The organism is Telluria sp. BA11 (assembly GCF_056680305.1).
Genome location: NZ_CM155275.1, coordinates 2,845,718 through 2,863,424, shown reverse-complemented (window position 1 = coordinate 2,863,424; position 17,707 = coordinate 2,845,718). Strand labels below are relative to the sequence as shown.

General features: G+C 60.2%; 11 protein-coding genes and 4 tRNA genes. All 15 read right to left on the bottom strand.

Annotation, left to right across the window (positions count from 1 at the left end; translation table 11 throughout):
- Positions 1-13 precede the first annotated feature (13 nt).
- The 15 genes from rpoC to AC1MGT_RS12510 all read right to left on the bottom strand — a co-directional run bounded on the left by rpoC (position 14) and on the right by AC1MGT_RS12510 (position 17,608).
- The gene (rpoC, locus tag AC1MGT_RS12580; RefSeq protein WP_183554430.1) at positions 14-4,261 is read right to left on the bottom strand and encodes a DNA-directed RNA polymerase subunit beta'; all 4,248 of its coding nucleotides are present in this window, start codon (positions 4,259-4,261) and stop codon (positions 14-16) included.
- 226 nt (positions 4,262-4,487) lie between these two features.
- Positions 4,488-8,597, bottom strand: coding sequence for a DNA-directed RNA polymerase subunit beta (rpoB, locus tag AC1MGT_RS12575; RefSeq protein WP_183554432.1), 4,110 nt, complete (start codon positions 8,595-8,597; stop codon positions 4,488-4,490).
- Between the two features lie 294 nt (positions 8,598-8,891).
- Positions 8,892-9,266, bottom strand: coding sequence for a 50S ribosomal protein L7/L12 (rplL, locus tag AC1MGT_RS12570; RefSeq protein WP_183554434.1), 375 nt, complete (start codon positions 9,264-9,266; stop codon positions 8,892-8,894).
- A 60-nt stretch (positions 9,267-9,326) separates the two neighbouring features.
- On the bottom strand, positions 9,327-9,863 hold the full coding sequence (rplJ, locus tag AC1MGT_RS12565; protein ID WP_183554436.1) for a 50S ribosomal protein L10: 537 nt from the start codon (positions 9,861-9,863) through the stop codon (positions 9,327-9,329).
- Positions 9,864-10,136: 273 nt separating this feature from the next.
- Positions 10,137-10,835 (bottom strand): 50S ribosomal protein L1, encoded by a 699-nt coding sequence (gene rplA / locus AC1MGT_RS12560; RefSeq protein ID WP_183554438.1) that lies wholly within the window; start codon positions 10,833-10,835, stop codon positions 10,137-10,139.
- On the bottom strand, positions 10,835-11,266 hold the full coding sequence (gene rplK / locus AC1MGT_RS12555) for a 50S ribosomal protein L11 (protein ID WP_137172442.1): 432 nt from the start codon (positions 11,264-11,266) through the stop codon (positions 10,835-10,837). The genes rplA and rplK overlap by 1 nt, the downstream gene beginning before the upstream one ends.
- 113 nt (positions 11,267-11,379) lie before the next feature.
- Entirely contained in the window at positions 11,380-12,051 is a 672-nt protein-coding gene (nusG, locus tag AC1MGT_RS12550; RefSeq protein ID WP_499500429.1) for a transcription termination/antitermination protein NusG, read from the bottom strand.
- A gap of 2 nt (positions 12,052-12,053) precedes the next feature.
- Positions 12,054-12,440, bottom strand: coding sequence for a preprotein translocase subunit SecE (gene secE / locus AC1MGT_RS12545; RefSeq protein WP_183554440.1), 387 nt, complete (start codon positions 12,438-12,440; stop codon positions 12,054-12,056).
- Between the two features lie 36 nt (positions 12,441-12,476).
- A tRNA-Trp gene (locus AC1MGT_RS12540) sits at positions 12,477-12,552 on the bottom strand.
- A gap of 102 nt (positions 12,553-12,654) precedes the next feature.
- A complete protein-coding gene (gene tuf, locus AC1MGT_RS12535) occupies positions 12,655-13,848 on the bottom strand; it encodes an elongation factor Tu (protein WP_183554297.1) in 1,194 nt (397 codons plus the stop codon).
- An 86-nt stretch (positions 13,849-13,934) separates the two neighbouring features.
- Positions 13,935-14,009, bottom strand: a tRNA-Thr gene (locus AC1MGT_RS12530).
- 39 nt (positions 14,010-14,048) lie between these two features.
- A tRNA-Gly gene (locus AC1MGT_RS12525) sits at positions 14,049-14,122 on the bottom strand.
- A 36-nt stretch (positions 14,123-14,158) separates the two neighbouring features.
- Positions 14,159-14,243, bottom strand: a tRNA-Tyr gene (locus AC1MGT_RS12520).
- A gap of 168 nt (positions 14,244-14,411) precedes the next feature.
- On the bottom strand, positions 14,412-15,953 hold the full coding sequence (locus AC1MGT_RS12515) for an HDOD domain-containing protein (protein WP_499500428.1): 1,542 nt from the start codon (positions 15,951-15,953) through the stop codon (positions 14,412-14,414).
- A 2-nt stretch (positions 15,954-15,955) separates the two neighbouring features.
- The gene (locus AC1MGT_RS12510; protein WP_499500427.1) at positions 15,956-17,608 is read right to left on the bottom strand and encodes a response regulator; all 1,653 of its coding nucleotides are present in this window, start codon (positions 17,606-17,608) and stop codon (positions 15,956-15,958) included.
- Positions 17,609-17,707: the final 99 nt, after the last annotated feature.

Below are 17,707 nucleotides of genomic sequence, written 5' to 3'. Positions count from 1 at the left end.
TCAACGCAGACGATTACTCGCCGTCGTCGTGCTGCTCAGCCGAAGCCGAAGCAACTTGCTGGTCTTCCATCGCTTGCAGCTCGGCAGCCATATTGGCCTTCTCTTGCTGCAGCAGTGCCTGGCGCTCTTCCGCTTCCCACACTTCCTTCTCTTTGCGAGCGCGGTGGAATGCCAGACCCGTACCGCCCGGGATCAGGCGACCGACGATGACGTTCTCTTTCAGGCCGCGCAGACCGTCGCGCTTGCCCATGATCGCCGCTTCGGTCAGCACGCGGGTGGTTTCCTGGAACGATGCGGCCGAGATGAACGAATCGGTCGACAGCGATGCCTTGGTAATACCCAGCAGCACGTTTTCGTACGTTGCCGGCAGCTTGCCCACCGCATTCATGCGGTCGTTCTGGTCCAGCAGCTCAGAACGCTCGACCTGCTCGCCGATGATGTAGTCGGTGTCGCCTGCTTCGACGATCTGAACACGACGCAGCATCTGGCGAACGATCACCTCGATGTGCTTGTCGTTGATCTTCACGCCTTGCAGACGGTACACGTCCTGCACTTCGTCGACGATGTAGCGGGCCAGCGATTCGATACCCAGGAGGCGCAGGATGTCTTGCGGATCGGCCGGGCCGTCGACAATCATCTCGCCCTTGTTCACGACTTGACCATCGTGGACCAGCACTTGCTTGTCCTTGGTGATCAGGAACTCGTGCTTGTTGCCGTCCATGTCGGTGATCTCAAGGCGTTGCTTGCCCTTGGTCTCTTTACCGAACGCGACCGTACCCGTGACTTCCGCCAGCATGCCGGCGTCTTTTGGCGAACGTGCTTCGAACAGCTCGGCAACGCGTGGCAGACCACCGGTAATGTCTCGCGTTTTCTGCGATTCAGTCGGGATACGTGCCAGCACTTCACCGACGGACACTTGCTGACCATCTTTGACCATGATCAGCGAGCCGACCTGGAAACCAATGGCCACGGCGTGTTCGGTGCCCGCGATCTTGACTTCCTGGTTCTCTTCGTTCAGCAGCTTGACCTGTGGACGCAGCACCTTGCCAGCCGAACCACGACGCTTCGGATCGATCGCGACGAGGGTCGACAGACCGGTCACATCGTCCACCTGGCGAGCGACGGTGACGCCCTCTTCCACGTTTTCGAAGCGGATGGTACCAGCGTACTCGGTGATGATCGGACGGGTCAGCGGATCCCACGTTGCCAGGGCGATACCAGCTTTGACAGCCTGGCCATCCTTGACGATCAGGGTCGCGCCGTACGGCACCTTGTGACGCTCGCGCTCACGGCCATGATCGTCCGTGATCAGCACTTCGCCCGAACGGGTAATGACGATTTGCGCGCCCTTGCCGTTGGTGACGTAACGCATGGTTGCCGTGAAGCGAACCGTACCGTTCGACTTGGCTTCGACCGACGATGCCACTGCTGCACGCGATGCCGCACCACCGATGTGGAACGTACGCATGGTCAGCTGGGTACCCGGCTCACCAATCGACTGTGCTGCCACGACGCCGACTGCTTCACCGCTGTTGACCAGCATGCCGCGGCCCAGGTCGCGACCATAGCACTTGGCGCACAGGCCGAAGCGCGTGTCGCAGTTCAGTGGCGTGCGGACCTTGACTTCGTCGATGCCGACGCGTTCGATCTCTTCGACCATGTCTTCGTCCAGCAGCGTGCCGGCTTCGAACAGGGTTTCCTGGGTTTCAGGATTGACGACATCGGTACCGGTGACACGGCCGAGGATACGGTCGCGCAGGGCTTCGATGACTTCACCACCTTCGACCAGCGCCTTCATGTGCGTGCCGTTGTTGGTGCCGCAATCGTCCTCGATCACCACCAGATCCTGCGTCACGTCGACCAGACGACGGGTCAGGTAACCCGAGTTTGCGGTCTTCAGCGCGGTATCGGCCAGACCTTTACGAGCGCCGTGGGTCGAAATGAAGTACTGAAGCACGTTCAGGCCTTCGCGGAAGTTCGCGGTAATCGGCGTTTCGATAATCGAACCATCCGGTTTCGCCATCAGACCACGCATACCGGCCAGCTGACGAATCTGGGCTGCCGAACCACGGGCGCCCGAGTCGGCCATCATGTAAATCGCGTTGAACGATTCCTGGGTGCCTTCGGTGCCATCACGCTTGGTGACCGGCTCGATCTTCAGCTGGTCCATCATCGCCTTGCCGACTTCATCGGAGGTCTTGCCCCAGATGTCGACGACCTTGTTGTAGCGCTCGCCGGCGGTGACCAGACCCGAGCTGTACTGCTGCTCAATCTGTTTCACTTCGGCTTCAGCGGCAGCGATCATGCCCTTCTTGACGTCCGGGATCATCATGTCGTCGACGGCGATCGAGATACCGGCGCGCGTTGCCAGGCGGAAGCCCGACTGCATCAGCTTGTCGGCAAACACGACGGTCGCACGCAGACCGCACTTGCGGAACGACGTGTTGATCAGCTTCGAGATTTCCTTCTTCTTCAGCGAACGATTCAGCACCGAGAATGGCAAGCCTTTTGGCAGGATCTCGGACAGGATCGCACGGCCGACCGTGGTCTCGTAGCGGGTCAGGGTCTGGTCGAAGCCACCTTCGGCGTTGCGTGGGAATTCCACGATACGCACGGTAATGCGGGTCGCCAGTTCGACTTCCTTGTTGTCGTACGCGCGGATGACTTCCGACACGTCCGGGAACATCATGCCCTCGCCCTTGGCGTTGATTGCCTCGCGCGATGCGTAGTACAGACCCAGCACGATATCCTGGGACGGCACGATCGACGGCTCGCCGTTCGATGGGAACAGGATGTTGTTCGACGCCAGCATCAGCGTACGTGCTTCCATCTGTGCTTCGATCGACAGCGGGACGTGGACAGCCATCTGGTCACCGTCGAAGTCGGCGTTGAACGCCGCGCAGACGAGTGGGTGCAGCTGGATGGCCTTGCCTTCGATCAGGACCGGCTCGAACGCCTGGATACCCAGACGGTGCAGCGTCGGCGCACGGTTCAGCATGATCGGGTGTTCCTTGATGACTTCTTCAAGGATGTCCCAAACTACAGGCTCTTGGACTTCAACCAATTTCTTTGCAGCCTTGATGGTCGTAGCCAGACCCATCAGTTCAAGCTTGTTGAAGATAAAGGGTTTAAAGAGCTCGAGAGCCATCAGTTTCGGCAGGCCGCACTGGTGCAGTTTCAGCTGTGGACCGACCACGATGACCGAACGGCCCGAGTAGTCGACGCGCTTGCCCAGCAAGTTCTGACGGAAACGACCGCCCTTACCCTTGATCATCTCGGCCAGCGACTTCAGCGGACGCTTGTTGGCACCGGTCATCGCTTTACCGCGACGGCCGTTGTCCAGCAGCGAGTCGACTGCTTCCTGCAGCATGCGCTTTTCGTTACGCGTAATGATCTCTGGTGCGCGCAGTTCCATCAGGCGCTTCAGGCGGTTATTACGGTTGATGACGCGGCGATACAGGTCGTTCAGGTCGGACGTGGCGAAACGGCCACCGTCCAGCGGGACGAGCGGACGCAGTTCTGGCGGCAGGACCGGCAGAACTTCCATGATCATCCATTCAGGCTTGATGCCCGAACGCTGGAACGCTTCGAGCACTTTCAGGCGCTTGGCGTATTTCTTGATCTTGGCTTCGGACTTCGACTCTTTGAGTTCCACGCGCAGCGCGTCGGCATCGCGGTGGATGTCGATCGAGCGCAGCAGTTCACGGATACCTTCGGCGCCCATGAATGCGGTGAAGTCGTCGCCGTACTCTTCGTACTTGGCGGCGTAGTCGTCTTCCGACATGATCTGGCTCTTCTTGAGCGGGGTCATGCCTGGATCGGTGACGACATATGCTTCGAAGTACAGCACGCGTTCGATGTCCCGCAGCGTCATGTCCAGGACCATGCCCAGACGCGATGGCAGCGACTTCAGGAACCAGATGTGCGCGACTGGCGAGGCCAGCTCGATGTGGCCCATGCGCTCACGGCGCACCTTGGCCAGCGTGACTTCGACGCCGCACTTCTCGCAGATCACGCCGCGGTGCTTCAGGCGCTTGTATTTGCCGCACAGGCATTCGTAGTCCTTGATAGGACCAAAGATCTTGGCGCAGAACAGGCCATCGCGCTCAGGCTTGAACGTGCGGTAGTTGATGGTTTCCGGCTTCTTGACTTCGCCGAACGACCACGAACGGATTTTTTCAGGCGACGCCAAGCCAATCTTGATGGCGTCGAAACTTTCGTTTTGCTGAACTTGCTTGAATAGATCGAGCAGTGCTTTCATGTATCACTCCAGGTGATTGAATTCTTTACTGACTTGCTTGCCGCCAGCTCCTCACTGATTTTCGCCAGTGCTTGCAAACCCCCGACCCTAGAAACCGTCATTCCCGCGCAGGCGGGAATCCAAGTGTGCCGGCTGATTCACCGGGCTTAGGCCCCGGACTGCTCCGGGGGCGACGACTTCGAAAGTCGAAGAGCCAGCCCGAAGGCTGGCGGCCTTGCTGGCCTGCTTAGTTGCGCTCGAGATCGATATCGATACCCAGCGAACGGATTTCCTTCACCAGCACGTTGAACGACTCTGGCATGCCGGCTTCGATCACGTGGTCGCCTTTGACCAGGTTCTCGTAGACCTTCGTACGGCCGTTCACGTCATCCGACTTCACAGTCAGCATCTCTTGCAGCACGTACGATGCGCCGTACGCTTCCAGTGCCCACACCTCCATCTCACCGAAGCGCTGGCCGCCGAACTGGGCTTTACCGCCCAGTGGCTGCTGCGTCACGAGCGAGTACGGACCAGTCGAACGCGCGTGCATCTTGTCGTCAACCAGGTGATGCAGCTTCAGCATGTGCATGAAGCCAACGGTGACCTTGCGCTCGAATGCTTCGCCGGTGCGGCCATCGAACATCGTGACCTGGTTCTTCGACGGGGTCATGCCCAGGTTGGCAGCGATGTCGTCCGGGAACGCCAGGTCCAGCATACGACGAATGTCTTCTTCGTGGGCGCCATCGAAGACCGGGGTCGCGAACGGCACGCCGTTCTTGAGGTTGCCCGCCAGGGTCAGGATCTCTTCATCGCTGAAGCTGTCCAGGTCTTCCTTGCGGCCGGTTTCGTTGTAGATCTTGTCCAGGAACACGCGCAGGTCTTGTGCCTTCGCTTGCGCCTGCAGCATTTCGCCGATGCGCCAGCCCAGGCCCTTGGCTGCCCAACCGAGGTGGGTTTCCAGGATCTGACCGACGTTCATGCGCGATGGCACGCCCAGCGGGTTCAGCACGACGTCAGCAGGACGACCGTCCGCCATGAACGGCATGTCTTCCACTGGCACGATACGCGAGACCACACCCTTGTTACCGTGACGGCCGGCCATCTTGTCGCCCGACTGCAGGCGGCGCTTGACGGCCAGGTAGACCTTGACCATCTTCTGCACGCCTGGCTGCAGCTCGTCGCCTTGCGTCAGCTTCTTGCGCTTCTCTTCGAAGGCCAGATCGAACTGGTGACGCTTCTCGTTGATCGATTCCTTGATCGCTTCGAGGGCGTTCGCGGTGTCGTCTTCTGCCGGACGGATGTCGAACCAGTGGAACTTGTCCAGGTCCGCCAGGTACTCGGCAGTGATCGCCGCGCCCTTGGCCATCTTCTTCGGACCGCCATTGACGATCTTGCCGATCAGCATGCGCTCCAGACGCTCGAAGGCATCGCCCTCGACAATACGCATCTGGTCGTTCAGGTCCAGGCGATAGCGCTTGAGTTCATCATCGATGATCTGCTGGGCGCGCTTGTCACGCTGGATGCCTTCGCGGGTGAACACTTGCACGTCGATCACGGTGCCGACCATGCCCGAAGGCACGCGCAGCGAGGTGTCTTTCACGTCCGACGCTTTTTCGCCGAAGATCGCGCGCAACAGCTTTTCTTCTGGCGTCAGCTGGGTCTCACCTTTTGGCGTGACCTTACCGACCAGCACGTCGCCAGCCTGCACTTCGGCGCCGATGTAGACGATGCCCGATTCATCCAGGCGCGCCAGCTGGTTTTCTGCCAGATTCGAGATGTCGCGGGTGATTTCTTCCGCGCCCAGCTTGGTGTCACGTGCCACGACCGACAGCTCTTCGATGTGAATCGAGGTGTAGCGGTCATCCTTGACGACGTTTTCCGAGATCAGGATCGAATCTTCGAAGTTCAGACCGTTCCACGGCATGAACGCCACCAGCATGTTCTGACCCAGGGCCAGTTCGCCCAGGTCGGTCGATGCGCCGTCGGCGATCACGTCGCCACGGGCGACGCGGTCACCAACCTGCACGATCGGACGCTGGTTGATGTTGGTGTTCTGGTTCGAACGGGTGTACTTGATCAGGTTGTAGATGTCGACGCCGACTTCACCAGCCTGTGCTTCATCGTCGTTCACGCGAATGACGACGCGGCCCGCATCGATGTAGTCGACCATACCGCCACGCAGTGCCTGCACGGTGGTACCCGAGTCGACTGCCACGGTGCGTTCGATACCGGTACCGACAACGGCCTTCTCAGGACGCAGGCAAGGCACGGCCTGACGCTGCATGTTGGCGCCCATCAGTGCACGGTTCGCATCATCGTGTTCCAGGAACGGAATCAGCGAGGCAGCGACCGACACGATCTGGCCTGGTGCAACGTCCATGTACTGGACGCGCTCTGGCGAGACCAGGATCGTTTCGCCGGCTTCACGCGACGAGACCAGCTCGTCGATCAGTTGGCCGTTTTCATTGATCGCGGCGTTTGCCTGCGCAATGATGTAGCGGCCTTCTTCGATGGCCGACAGGTAATCGATCTGGTCGGTGACCTTGGAACCGTCGACCTTGCGGTACGGGGTTTCCAGGAAGCCGTATTCATTCAGGCGGGCATACAGTGCCAGCGAGTTGATCAGACCGATGTTCGGGCCTTCAGGCGTTTCGATCGGGCACACGCGGCCGTAGTGGGTCGGGTGCACGTCGCGCACCTCGAAGCCAGCACGTTCGCGGGTCAGACCGCCAGGGCCCAGAGCCGAGACGCGACGCTTGTGGGTCACTTCGGACAGCGGGTTGGTCTGGTCCATGAACTGGGACAGCTGCGACGAACCGAAGAACTCACGGATCGCGGCCGAAATCGGCTTGCTGTTGATCAGGTCATGCGGCATCAGGTTGTCTGCTTCGGCCTGGCCGAGACGTTCCTTGACTGCACGTTCCACGCGGACCAGGCCAGCACGGAACTGGTTCTCTGCCAGCTCGCCGACGCAACGGACGCGACGGTTACCCAGGTGATCGATGTCATCGACTTCGCCGCGGCCATTGCGCAGCTCGACGAGGATCTTGATCACGGCCAGGATGTCTTCGTTCGACATGGTCATGTCGCCGGTCAGTTCATCACGGCCAATACGGCGGTTGAACTTCATGCGGCCGACAGCCGACAGGTCGTAGCGTTCCGGCATGTAGAACAGGCCGTTGAACAGCGCTTCGACCGATTCTTCGGTTGGCGGTTCGCCAGGACGCATCATGCGGTAGATCGCCACGCGCGCCGCGGTGCGGTCAGCGGTGTCGTCGGTGCGCAGGGTTTGCGAGATGTAGCCGCCCTGGTCCAGATCGTTGGTGTACAGCGTCTGGATTTCCGTCACGTCTGCATCGCGCAGCTTGCCCAGCAGTTCTTCGGTCAGCTCGTCGTTGGCAACGGCGATGACTTCACCGGTGTCCTGGTCGACGATGTTCTTGGCCAGCACGCGGCCCAGCAGGTAGTCTTCAGGGACCGAGATGGTCTTGATGCCGGCAGCTTCGATGTCACGGACGTGCTTCGCGTTGATACGCTTGTCCTTGGTGACGATGGTCTTGCCCGACTTCGGATCGACGATGTCGAAACGCGCGACTTCGCCGCGCAGACGCTCGGGGACGAACTCGAGTTCGCCGCCGTCGTTGCGCACGACGAAGTTGTCGAAGACGAAGAAGTTCGCCAGGATCTGTTCCGGCGTCATGCCGATGGCCTTGAGCAGGATCGTCACTGGCATCTTGCGGCGACGGTCGACGCGGAAGAACAGGATATCCTTCGGGTCGAACTCGAAGTCGAGCCACGAACCGCGGTAAGGAATGATCCGTGCCGAGAACAGGAGCTTGCCCGACGAGTGCGTCTTGCCGCGGTCGTGCTCGAAGAACACGCCCGGCGAACGGTGCAGCTGGGACACGATCACGCGCTCGGTGCCGTTGATCACGAACGAACCGTTCGTGGTCATCAGTGGCAGCTCGCCCATGTAGACTTCTTGTTCCTTCATTTCCTTGACGACCGGCTTGGTCGGCGATTCCTTGTCCAGGATCACCAGACGCACCTTGGCGCGCAGCGGCGACGCGAAGGTCAGGCCACGCTGCTGGCACTCTTTCACGTCAAACGCAGGGTCACCCAGCACATACGACAGGAACTCGAGGCGCGCAAAACCATTGTGCGACACGATAGGGAAGATCGAAGAAAAAGCCGACTGCAGACCCTCGGCCTTGCGTCCCGATGGGACAGCATCAGCCTGGAGGAAGTTCTCGTAGGATTCCAGCTGGGTAGCCAGCAGGTAGGGAACGTTGTGAACGTTGGCGCGTTTCGCGAACGACTTGCGAATACGCTTCTTCTCAGTAAATGAGTAGTGCATGGACACTCCGTGAGTGACAGAAAGGATGAAGAATTCAGGATTTGCCAGTGGCACGCGCCACCACCACACACAATTCCTGAAGTCTTTACTCTTTCGCGCCAGATGAAAAGGACAAGCAAACTGCTGTGTTACGATATTTCCGAGCCGGTGTTGCCGCCTCTATTCTGTCATTCCTTGGCGACGTCTGTCGCAGGGACGACAAAAGAGCCAAAGCCGCAATTCCCGCCTTCCGGCAAGTTTTGCAAGCTTTGACTCCCGCATCAGGTGCTGCGAACAGCACCCTTTGCCTATGTATTACTTCAGTTCAGCCTTGGCGCCTGCATCTTCCAGCTTCTTCTTGGCGGCTTCAGCTTCTGCTTTTGGCAGGGCTTCTTTAACCGTCTTAGGAGCGCCGTCGACGACGTCTTTGGCTTCTTTCAGGCCCAGACCGGTGATTTCACGGACTGCCTTGATGACGCCGACTTTGTTCGCGCCGATTTCGGTCAGAACAACGTTGAACTCGGTCTGCTCTTCAGCAGCAGCGGCGCCAGCGCCACCACCGGCTGCAGGAGCTGCCATTGCAGCTGCCGACACGCCGAACTTCTCTTCGAATGCCTTGACCAGTTCGTTCAGGTCCATGACGGACATTTCGCTCACTGCGTTCAGGATATCGTCTTTGCTAATTGCCATTTGAAACTCCAGTTTTGATTTGTATGTAGTTCAGGTTGGTACTTGAAAAAAAAGGGAAGCTTATGCTTCTGCAGGAGCTTCTTCTGCGGCCGGAGCTGCTTCGGAAGAACCTTCGCCTTTTTTCGCTGCCAGGGCAGCCAGACCACGTGCAAAGCCCGACACCGGAGCCAACATGACGCCCAACAGCTGCGAGATGAGAACTTCACGGGATGGGATGCTTGCCAACGAGGTAACGCCAGCTACGTCGAGCTGCTTACCTGCGTAGTTACCGGCTTTGATGACCAGTTTGTCGTTGGTTTTAGCGAAGTCATTGATGACTTTAGCTGCTGCAACGGCATCGTCCGAGATCGAATAGATCAGCGGACCGGTCATGGAATCAGCCAGCGAGGCAAACTGCGTGCCTTCAACAGAGCGACGAGCCAGCGTGTTCTTCAGAACACGCAGGTACACGCCCTGGGCACGTGCGGATGCACGGAGCTTGGTCAAGTGACTAACCTGGATGCCACGGTACTCGGCGACGACGATGGTTTGCGCAGATGCTACTTTTGCGGAAACTTCTTCGACGACGGCCTTTTTGTCATTCAGATTAAGACCCACGGTCAATCTCCTTAAATGATGAGAACGAGATGTTCACATCGGTTCGAACACACGGCGTCCGAAGTTAAGAAGCCTTAAACTGAGCGGATGAATTCACGCAGCTGGACTACAAAACTTGTTCGGGTACACCATCTGCGTTGGGTTGTCTTTTAACCGCATGCCCAACCTCTGCACTTGGCCCAACGGTCTTTGATTGTCTGCCGCAGCGATCAGTTACTGCGACAGCCCAAAGAATCGCCCCGCGCCAATGGCGCGAGGACTTGAATTTGCTAATTAAGCAGCAGCGATCGAAGCGTGATCGATGCGCACGCCAGCACCCATCGTCGACGACAGGGCGACCTTGCGCAGGTACACACCTTTCGACGTGGTTGGCTTGGCTTTGTTGAGGGCGTCGATCAGGGCAACCAGGTTGCTCTTCAGATCTTCGTCGGTGAACGATGCACGGCCGATCGTTGCGTGAACGATACCTGCCTTGTCGGTACGGTACTGGACCTGACCGGCTTTGGCGTTCTTGACGGCGGTTGCGACGTCTGGGGTCACGGTGCCGACTTTCGGGTTAGGCATCAGGCCACGTGGGCCCAGGATCTGACCCAGGGTACCGACGATACGCATGGTGTCTGGCGACGCGATGACGATATCGAAAGGCATGTCGCCGGCTTTGACGCGCTCGGCCAGGTCTTCCATACCGACGATGTCGGCGCCGGCTGCACGTGCAGCTTCAGCCTTCTCGCCCGTTGCGAACACAGCAACGCGCACGGTCTTGCCGGTGCCTGCTGGCAGCACGACCGAACCGCGAACCACTTGGTCCGACTTCTTTGGGTCCACGCCCAGTTGCACCGAGACGTCGATCGACTCGTTGAACTTGGCAGTGGCGAATTCTTTGACCAGCGACAGACCGTTGTCGAAGGCGTAGACTTTATTGCGGTCTACTTTAGCTTTGATAGCTTTGACGCGTTTGGACAGCTTAGCCATTACAGACCCTCCACCGTGATGCCCATCGAACGTGCCGAGCCAGCGATGATACGCACTGCTGCGTCCATGTCGGCGGCGGTCAGGTCCGGCTGCTTGGTTTTTGCGATTTCTTCAGCTTGAGCGCGGGTCAGCGATGCAACCTTGTCGGTATGCGGCTTGGCCGAACCCTTGGTGATGCCAGCGGCTTTCTTGATCAGGTACGTTGCCGGTGGCGTCTTCATCACGAAGGTGAACGACTTGTCGGCGAACGCGGTGATCACGACCGGGATTGGCATGCCTGGCTCGACACCCTGGGTCTGGGCGTTGAACGCCTTGCAGAATTCCATGATGTTCAGACCGCGCTGACCCAGTGCTGGACCGATCGGTGGGGATGGGTTTGCTTTACCAGCTGGAACTTGCAGCTTGATAAAGCCAATGATTTTCTTTGCCATGAAAGGCTCCTATCTTTGACTTGAGTAGTAGCGCCCCACCGCGACTACTCGTCTCCGGCGGGGCTCCTCTTACCGGATTCCGCCTGACAACTGCGACGCTCCGATTGTAGCGTTTAGACTTTCTCGACTTGCCCGAACTCCAGTTCCACTGGAGTCGCGCGGCCGAAGATGGTAACAGAAACTCGCACCTTCGACTTTTCGTAATTGACTTCTTCGACATTGCCGTTGAAATCGGTGAACGGGCCTTCCTTGATCCGGACCTGTTCGCCCACTTCGTACAGCGTCTTTGGCCGAGGCTTCTCGACACCTTCCTGGACCTGCTGCATGATCTTGTCGATCTCGCGCGCCGGGATTGGGGTCGGCTTGTTCGACTTGCCGCCGATGAAACCGGTGACTTTGCTGGTGTTCTTCACCAGGTGCCAGGTTTCGTCGGTCATTTCCATCTCGACCAGCACGTAACCCGGGAAGAAGCGGCGCTCGGTAACGGCCTTGGTGCCGTTGCGCATCTCGACAACTTCCTCGGTTGGCACCAGGATCTGGCCAAACTGTTCTTGCATGCCGCCGCGTTCGATCCGTTCGGTCAGGGCGCGCATCACGCTCTTTTCCATACCCGAGTAGACGTGAACGACGTACCAGCGCTTGTTGCTGACCGGGACACTCACGGGTGCAGCTGCTTCTGGTGCTGCTTCCTGCTCTGGAACGCCTTCTTCCGGAGCGCCGGTCGCCGGGACGCCGGCCGCCGGAATCTCTTCCGGCGCGGTATCTTCTTGTACGTTTTCGCTCATGTTTATTTCCAACCCAGGACAAAGTCGTACAACAGGAGCTCGAGAATCTTGTCGGTGCCCCACAGGAAAATCGCCATCACAACCACAAAGGCAAACACGATGCCCGTGATCTGCAAGGCTTCGCGGCGGGTCGGCCAAACGACCTTCTTGGTCTCGCGCACCGATTCCTTGGCAAAGCTCAGGAAATCACGGCCGGTGGTGGAAGTCCACAAAAGCAGGACAGCAAAAACTAAACCAGCCAAAAGGGCGCCTGCGGCGACCAAGGCTGGTTTGTTCTGGCCTGTCAGGTAAAAGAACCCGACGACGCCTGCAATCGCTGCAACCACCGCCAGCGCGACCTTGAACTTGTCATTCGAGGTGCTGACAGTTTGCACGGATTGATTAGACATTCTTCTTTACTTTCGGTGCCTGGCACCAGAATTCGGTGGCAGGGGCGGAGGGAATCGAACCCGCGACCTTCGGTTTTGGAGACCGACGCTCTGCCAATTGAGCTACACCCCTACGAAAACTTCCAGCTGAATCCAACATTATACAGCAAGCGCGCGCTCACTGACAATGCTGTTCGAGGGAAACGGAAATGACTTCCGCCTCCCTCTGCTCTGCTTAGTTAGGCAGAATCTTTGCGACCACGCCGGCGCCGACAGTACGGCCGCCTTCACGGATTGCGAAACGCAGACCTTCTTCCATCGCGATCGGGTTGATCAGCTTGACAGTGATCGACACGTTGTCGCCTGGCATGACCATTTCTTTGTCTGCTGGCAGCTCGATCGAACCGGTCACGTCAGTCGTACGGAAGTAGAACTGTGGACGATAGTTGTTGAAGAACGGGGTGTGACGGCCGCCTTCATCTTTCGACAGAACGTAGATCTCGCCGGTGAAGTGGTTGTGCGGCTTGATCGAACCTGGCTTTGCCAGGACTTGACCACGCTGGACATCTTCACGCTTGGTACCGCGCAGCAGCAGGCCGACGTTGTCGCCAGCTTGACCCTGGTCCAGCAGCTTGCGGAACATTTCCACGCCGGTGCAAGTGGTCTTGACGGTGTCGATGATACCGACGATTTCGATTTCTTCGCCGACTTTGACAACGCCGCGCTCGACACGACCGGTCACAACGGTACCGCGACCCGAGATCGAGAACACGTCTTCCACTGGCATCAGGAACGCACCGTCAACAGCGCGCTCTGGCGTTGGGATGTAGGTGTCGAGGGCTTCGGCCAGACGGGTGATGCATTCTTCACCCATTTCGCCCGGCTTGCCTTCGAGGGCCATACGTGCCGAACCCTTGATGATTGGGACGTCGTCGCCTGGGAACTCGTACTTCGACAGAAGCTCACGCACTTCCATTTCGACCAGTTCCAGCAGTTCTGCGTCGTCGACCAGGTCGCACTTGTTCAGGAACACGATGATGTATGGAACGCCAACTTGACGGGCCAGCAGGATGTGCTCGCGGGTCTGTGGCATTGGGCCGTCAGCGGCCGAGCACACCAGGATCGCGCCGTCCATCTGCGCAGCACCGGTAATCATGTTCTTGATGTAGTCGGCGTGGCCTGGGCAGTCAACGTGAGCGTAGTGACGGTTTTCGGTCTCGTACTCGACGTGCGCGGTGTTGATGGTGATGCCGCGTGCTTTTTCTTCTGGTGCCGCGTCGATCTGGTCGTAGGCCTTGGCTTCGCCGCCGAATTTCTTCGACAGGACGGTCGCGATTGCAGCCGTCAGCGTGGTTTTGCCGTGGTCAACGTGACCGATGGTGCCGACGTTTACGTGCGGCTTGGTCCGTTCGAATTTACCTTTTGCCATTTCAGACTCCTAAGATCTAACGATATTTTTGAGAATTACCAGGCACACCTGACGGACGAGTGCAACGCGACTGCCGTACAAAATTCTGGTGCCCTTGACGTGGATTGAACACGTGGCCTCTCCCTTACCAAGGGAGTGCTCTACCACTGAGCTACAAGGGCTGATTTGGTGCGATGTTCAACTTGCACACCGCAAAACACTGGAGCGGGTGAAGGGAATCGAACCCTCGTCGTAAGCTTGGAAGGCTTCTGCTCTACCATTGAGCTACACCCGCGAGGTACAACTTCAATTCGACTTCACGATCTTCTTTTGGTGGTGGGGGCTGGATTCGAACCAGCGTACTCAGAGAGGGCAGATTTACAGTCTGCTGCCTTTAACCACTCGGCCACCCCACCGCGAAGAACCGCAGAGTATGAAGCAAGCTCAACGTACTGTCAATCAGGTTTGGGTAGAAGGTTTTTCCACTTCGCCTGACAGCGTTGCTTCGGGGCGTGATTGTAACGGTCGGACTCTAAAGCCGCAAGGGTCATTTTGCGCGGCGTGAAAAAAACTTGGTTTGTTCGTCAAGCCGGCGCCAGTGCCGCCAGCACCTGCGCCTTGAGCGCCTTGATCAGCGCCGTCTCGTCCGGCGGCACGCCTTCGGGCGCCGTGAAGATGCGGTCGGCATAGAACAGCCCCAGCTGCGCCTTGCCCACGACCAGCGGCAGCACGATGAAACTCTCGGCGTCCGGCAGCAGTGTTTTGTACCAGGCCGGCAGCAGATCGCGGATCTTGGGGCTGAAAGCATCCGGGATCATCATGTCGGCATTGTTTTCCAGCGCCAGGTGGAACAGGTCGCGTGTGAATGCGCAAGGGAACGTGAAGCCGGCCTGCAGCTCGACCTTGTTCTCCCCCAGCGACGCGCGCGCCCGGAAGGTGCCGGTCCGGCCGTCGCGCAGGCAGATGGTGGCAAAGCGAAAGCCCAGCGCGCCGTACAGCGTTTCGAGCACGGCCATGATGACGTCGTTGGCGCTCGTGGCAGAGCCACCCAGCACCGACACATCCTGCACACCGGCCAGCAGCAGGTCGCGCGCATTCTTCGGCTTGCCACTGGGGTAGAACTCGCCGTCGTCGGCCTCGCCTGCGTCCAGCATCGCCAGCGCCAGCACGTTCGGCAGGCTGCTGCCGGCCTTCGGGTCGGTCTTGGGGGCGCGCTCCATGTTCATGCTCTGCAGCATGCCGTTCATGCTTTCCTGGACCGTGTCGAACAGCGCTGCCAGCCCGGGCATGTCGAGCCCGAGCGCCACACCGTAGCGTGCCAGCAGCGCCTCGGCCTCGGGCGAATTGGCCGGATCATGGTGATGGCCCATCAGGCGCGCCACGTCCTGGCTGAACGCGGCCACCTGGCGCATCCACTCGGCGCGCTCTGGCGCGACCGCGAGCGTACTTGGCACGGGTGCGGGCGGGGCCTGGGCGTCGATAATCAGCGCGGGCAATTGCCATTCGCGCAGCACGGCCTCGGACAGGGTCTCGAAGGTGCATCCCAGGATCAGGCGCGACGCTTGCGCGTGGGTGTGCTTGCCGGTGGCGACCAGGGCCGCGATCTCGCGGTAGCGCTCCGGCTCGTGGCTGGCCAGCAGCATCGGCCCCAGGTTCTTGAACAGCGCGCAGATCCCTGCTTCCTCGGCGCCCGGATGGGGGCTGCGGTGCGCCATTTCCTGGCCCACCAGGCTGGCGCACAGCGCCGCCTGGAGTTCGACCCGCACGCCGTGCTCGGCCACGTCGAGCGCGTCGACCAGCAGCATCGCCAGCGCGGCGGCGCGCACATTGTCAAAGCCGAGCAGCGAAATGGCGCGCGAGATCGTCGTCACCGGCGCGCCCAGCTGCGTGCGGTACGCCACCGTGTTCGACAGGCGCAGGATGCGCTGGGTCAGCGCGACGTCGGCCATCACGTAATACGCGAGGTCGGCCGAGCCTTCGTCGACGCTGTAGCCCATGCCGATCACGCGCGTCATGGTGCCGCCAAGACTGAACATGCGCTCGGTGCCGCTCAGCTTGCGCATCAGCGCATCGCGCACCCGGCCCGACGCGGGGTGGCTCTGCGCACCATGGGGAATGTCGGCCATCGTCAGTCCGCCTTGGGCGCGGGCATGCGCAGCCCCTGGCGCACGCCCTGATCGTACTGCTTGAGCACTTTCTGGAACAGCGCGGCCAGCGCCGGCAGCTTGGGATTGAGCGGGTCGAGCTTGCGCACATTGGCGATCAGGATCGGGACCTGGCCACCAAGCCGATCGTCCCAGCCACCCGCCTCGAGGCAGCGCAGCACTGCGAGCGCAGCATTGAACGCCACCGACGGGTTGTTCGGCAGCTTGTGCGCCGCCTCGAGCATCAGCGTGACCGCGCCCCGGTAATCGCCGCTCTTGGCGCGCGCGGCGCCGCTGGCGACCAGGTCGACCACATGCTGGCGACTTTCCTTGACCATCGAGCGGGCCAGCTCGCCCTTGCCCGCGCTTTCCATCACCCCGACTGCGCGCGCCATCACCGCCTCGTCGCCGGCATTGCGCATCACGTCGCGCACGACCGAGCAGGCGCCCTCTTCCATGCCATGGTCGAGGCATGTGCGGGCGAGCTCGAGCTTGATGTCGACCGACACGCCCGGCGCATCCTGGCAGGCCGCCACCGCCGTGGTCAATGATTCGCCCAGGCGCACGTCGTTGCCGGTGTATTCGTGCACCAGGGCCGAGGCTACCGCGCTGCACAGCGCCGTCGTGGCGCGCCCGCCCATCGTGCGGTCGAGATCGCGCACCACCGCCGCTGCGCCCACCGGATCGCCCTTGCCCACCAGCGTGCGCACCAGTTTGACGTGGTCTTCGGGATCACGGAACTCGGAATACTTGGCCTTGCCCACCACCAGGCGCAGCGACTTTTCGGCGGTGTCGATATCGCCTGCGTCGAAGGCGATGTCGGCCAGCGTGCGCAGGCGCCGCACCGCATGGGGCGAGACGGCCACGGCGTCGGCGAGCACGGCCTGCGCTTTGTCGAGCTCGCCAGCCGCGGCGTGGGTGCGTGCCAGCCAGTCGAAGGCGTCGACGAAATTGCGGTTGGTGTCGACCAGCTCTTCGAGGATTTCCTTGGCTTCGGCCAGGCGCTTGCGCACGAACAGCGTCTTGGCCAGCCCCAGCCGGGCCCAGGCAATCGCCTTGATCTCGACCAGGTGCCGATAAATCGGCTCGGCCAGCTCGGCCTGGCCCAGGAACATGTGCAGCTCGGCGCGCAGGCGCAAGAAGTCAATGGCGTAGCGCGTGTGCAGGCGCTGGCCCTCGATGCAGGCAGCGACCGCCTCCACCTGGTCGCCCGCCTCCATCAGCGTGTACACGGGAAGGAAGGCATTGCGCTTTTCGAGTGCGCGCCCGATGCGCTCGAGCAGGCGATCGGCAGTGAATGGCTTGAGGACGTAGTCGGTCGGCGCGAGCTCGGCTGCGCTGACCACCTTGCTGTGGTTGCCTTCTGCGGTGACCATGAAGAACATCGTGGCCAGGCGCATCAGCTTGTGGTGGCGCAGGTCTTCGAGCAACTGCTGGCCATCCTGGCCGCCTTCGAGGTCGTATTCGCACAGGACGAGGTCGAACTGGCGCAGGCCCAGGTGCTTGATCGCCTGGTTGGACGTGCTGGCGTGCTCGATCCGGTTCAGGCCGCACAGCGTGAGCATGCTGTGGATGCTGGCGCGCATCCCTGCGTGGGGCTCGATGATCAGGGCCGTCAGGCCTTCCAGTTCGTTCATTGTGGTCCGTGTTGGCCTGCGTTGGGCGTGGGGCGGCTGCATGGGCACGCAGTATCGACCCAGTATATTACGGCGCAGAACGAATTAAATGAAATTGGC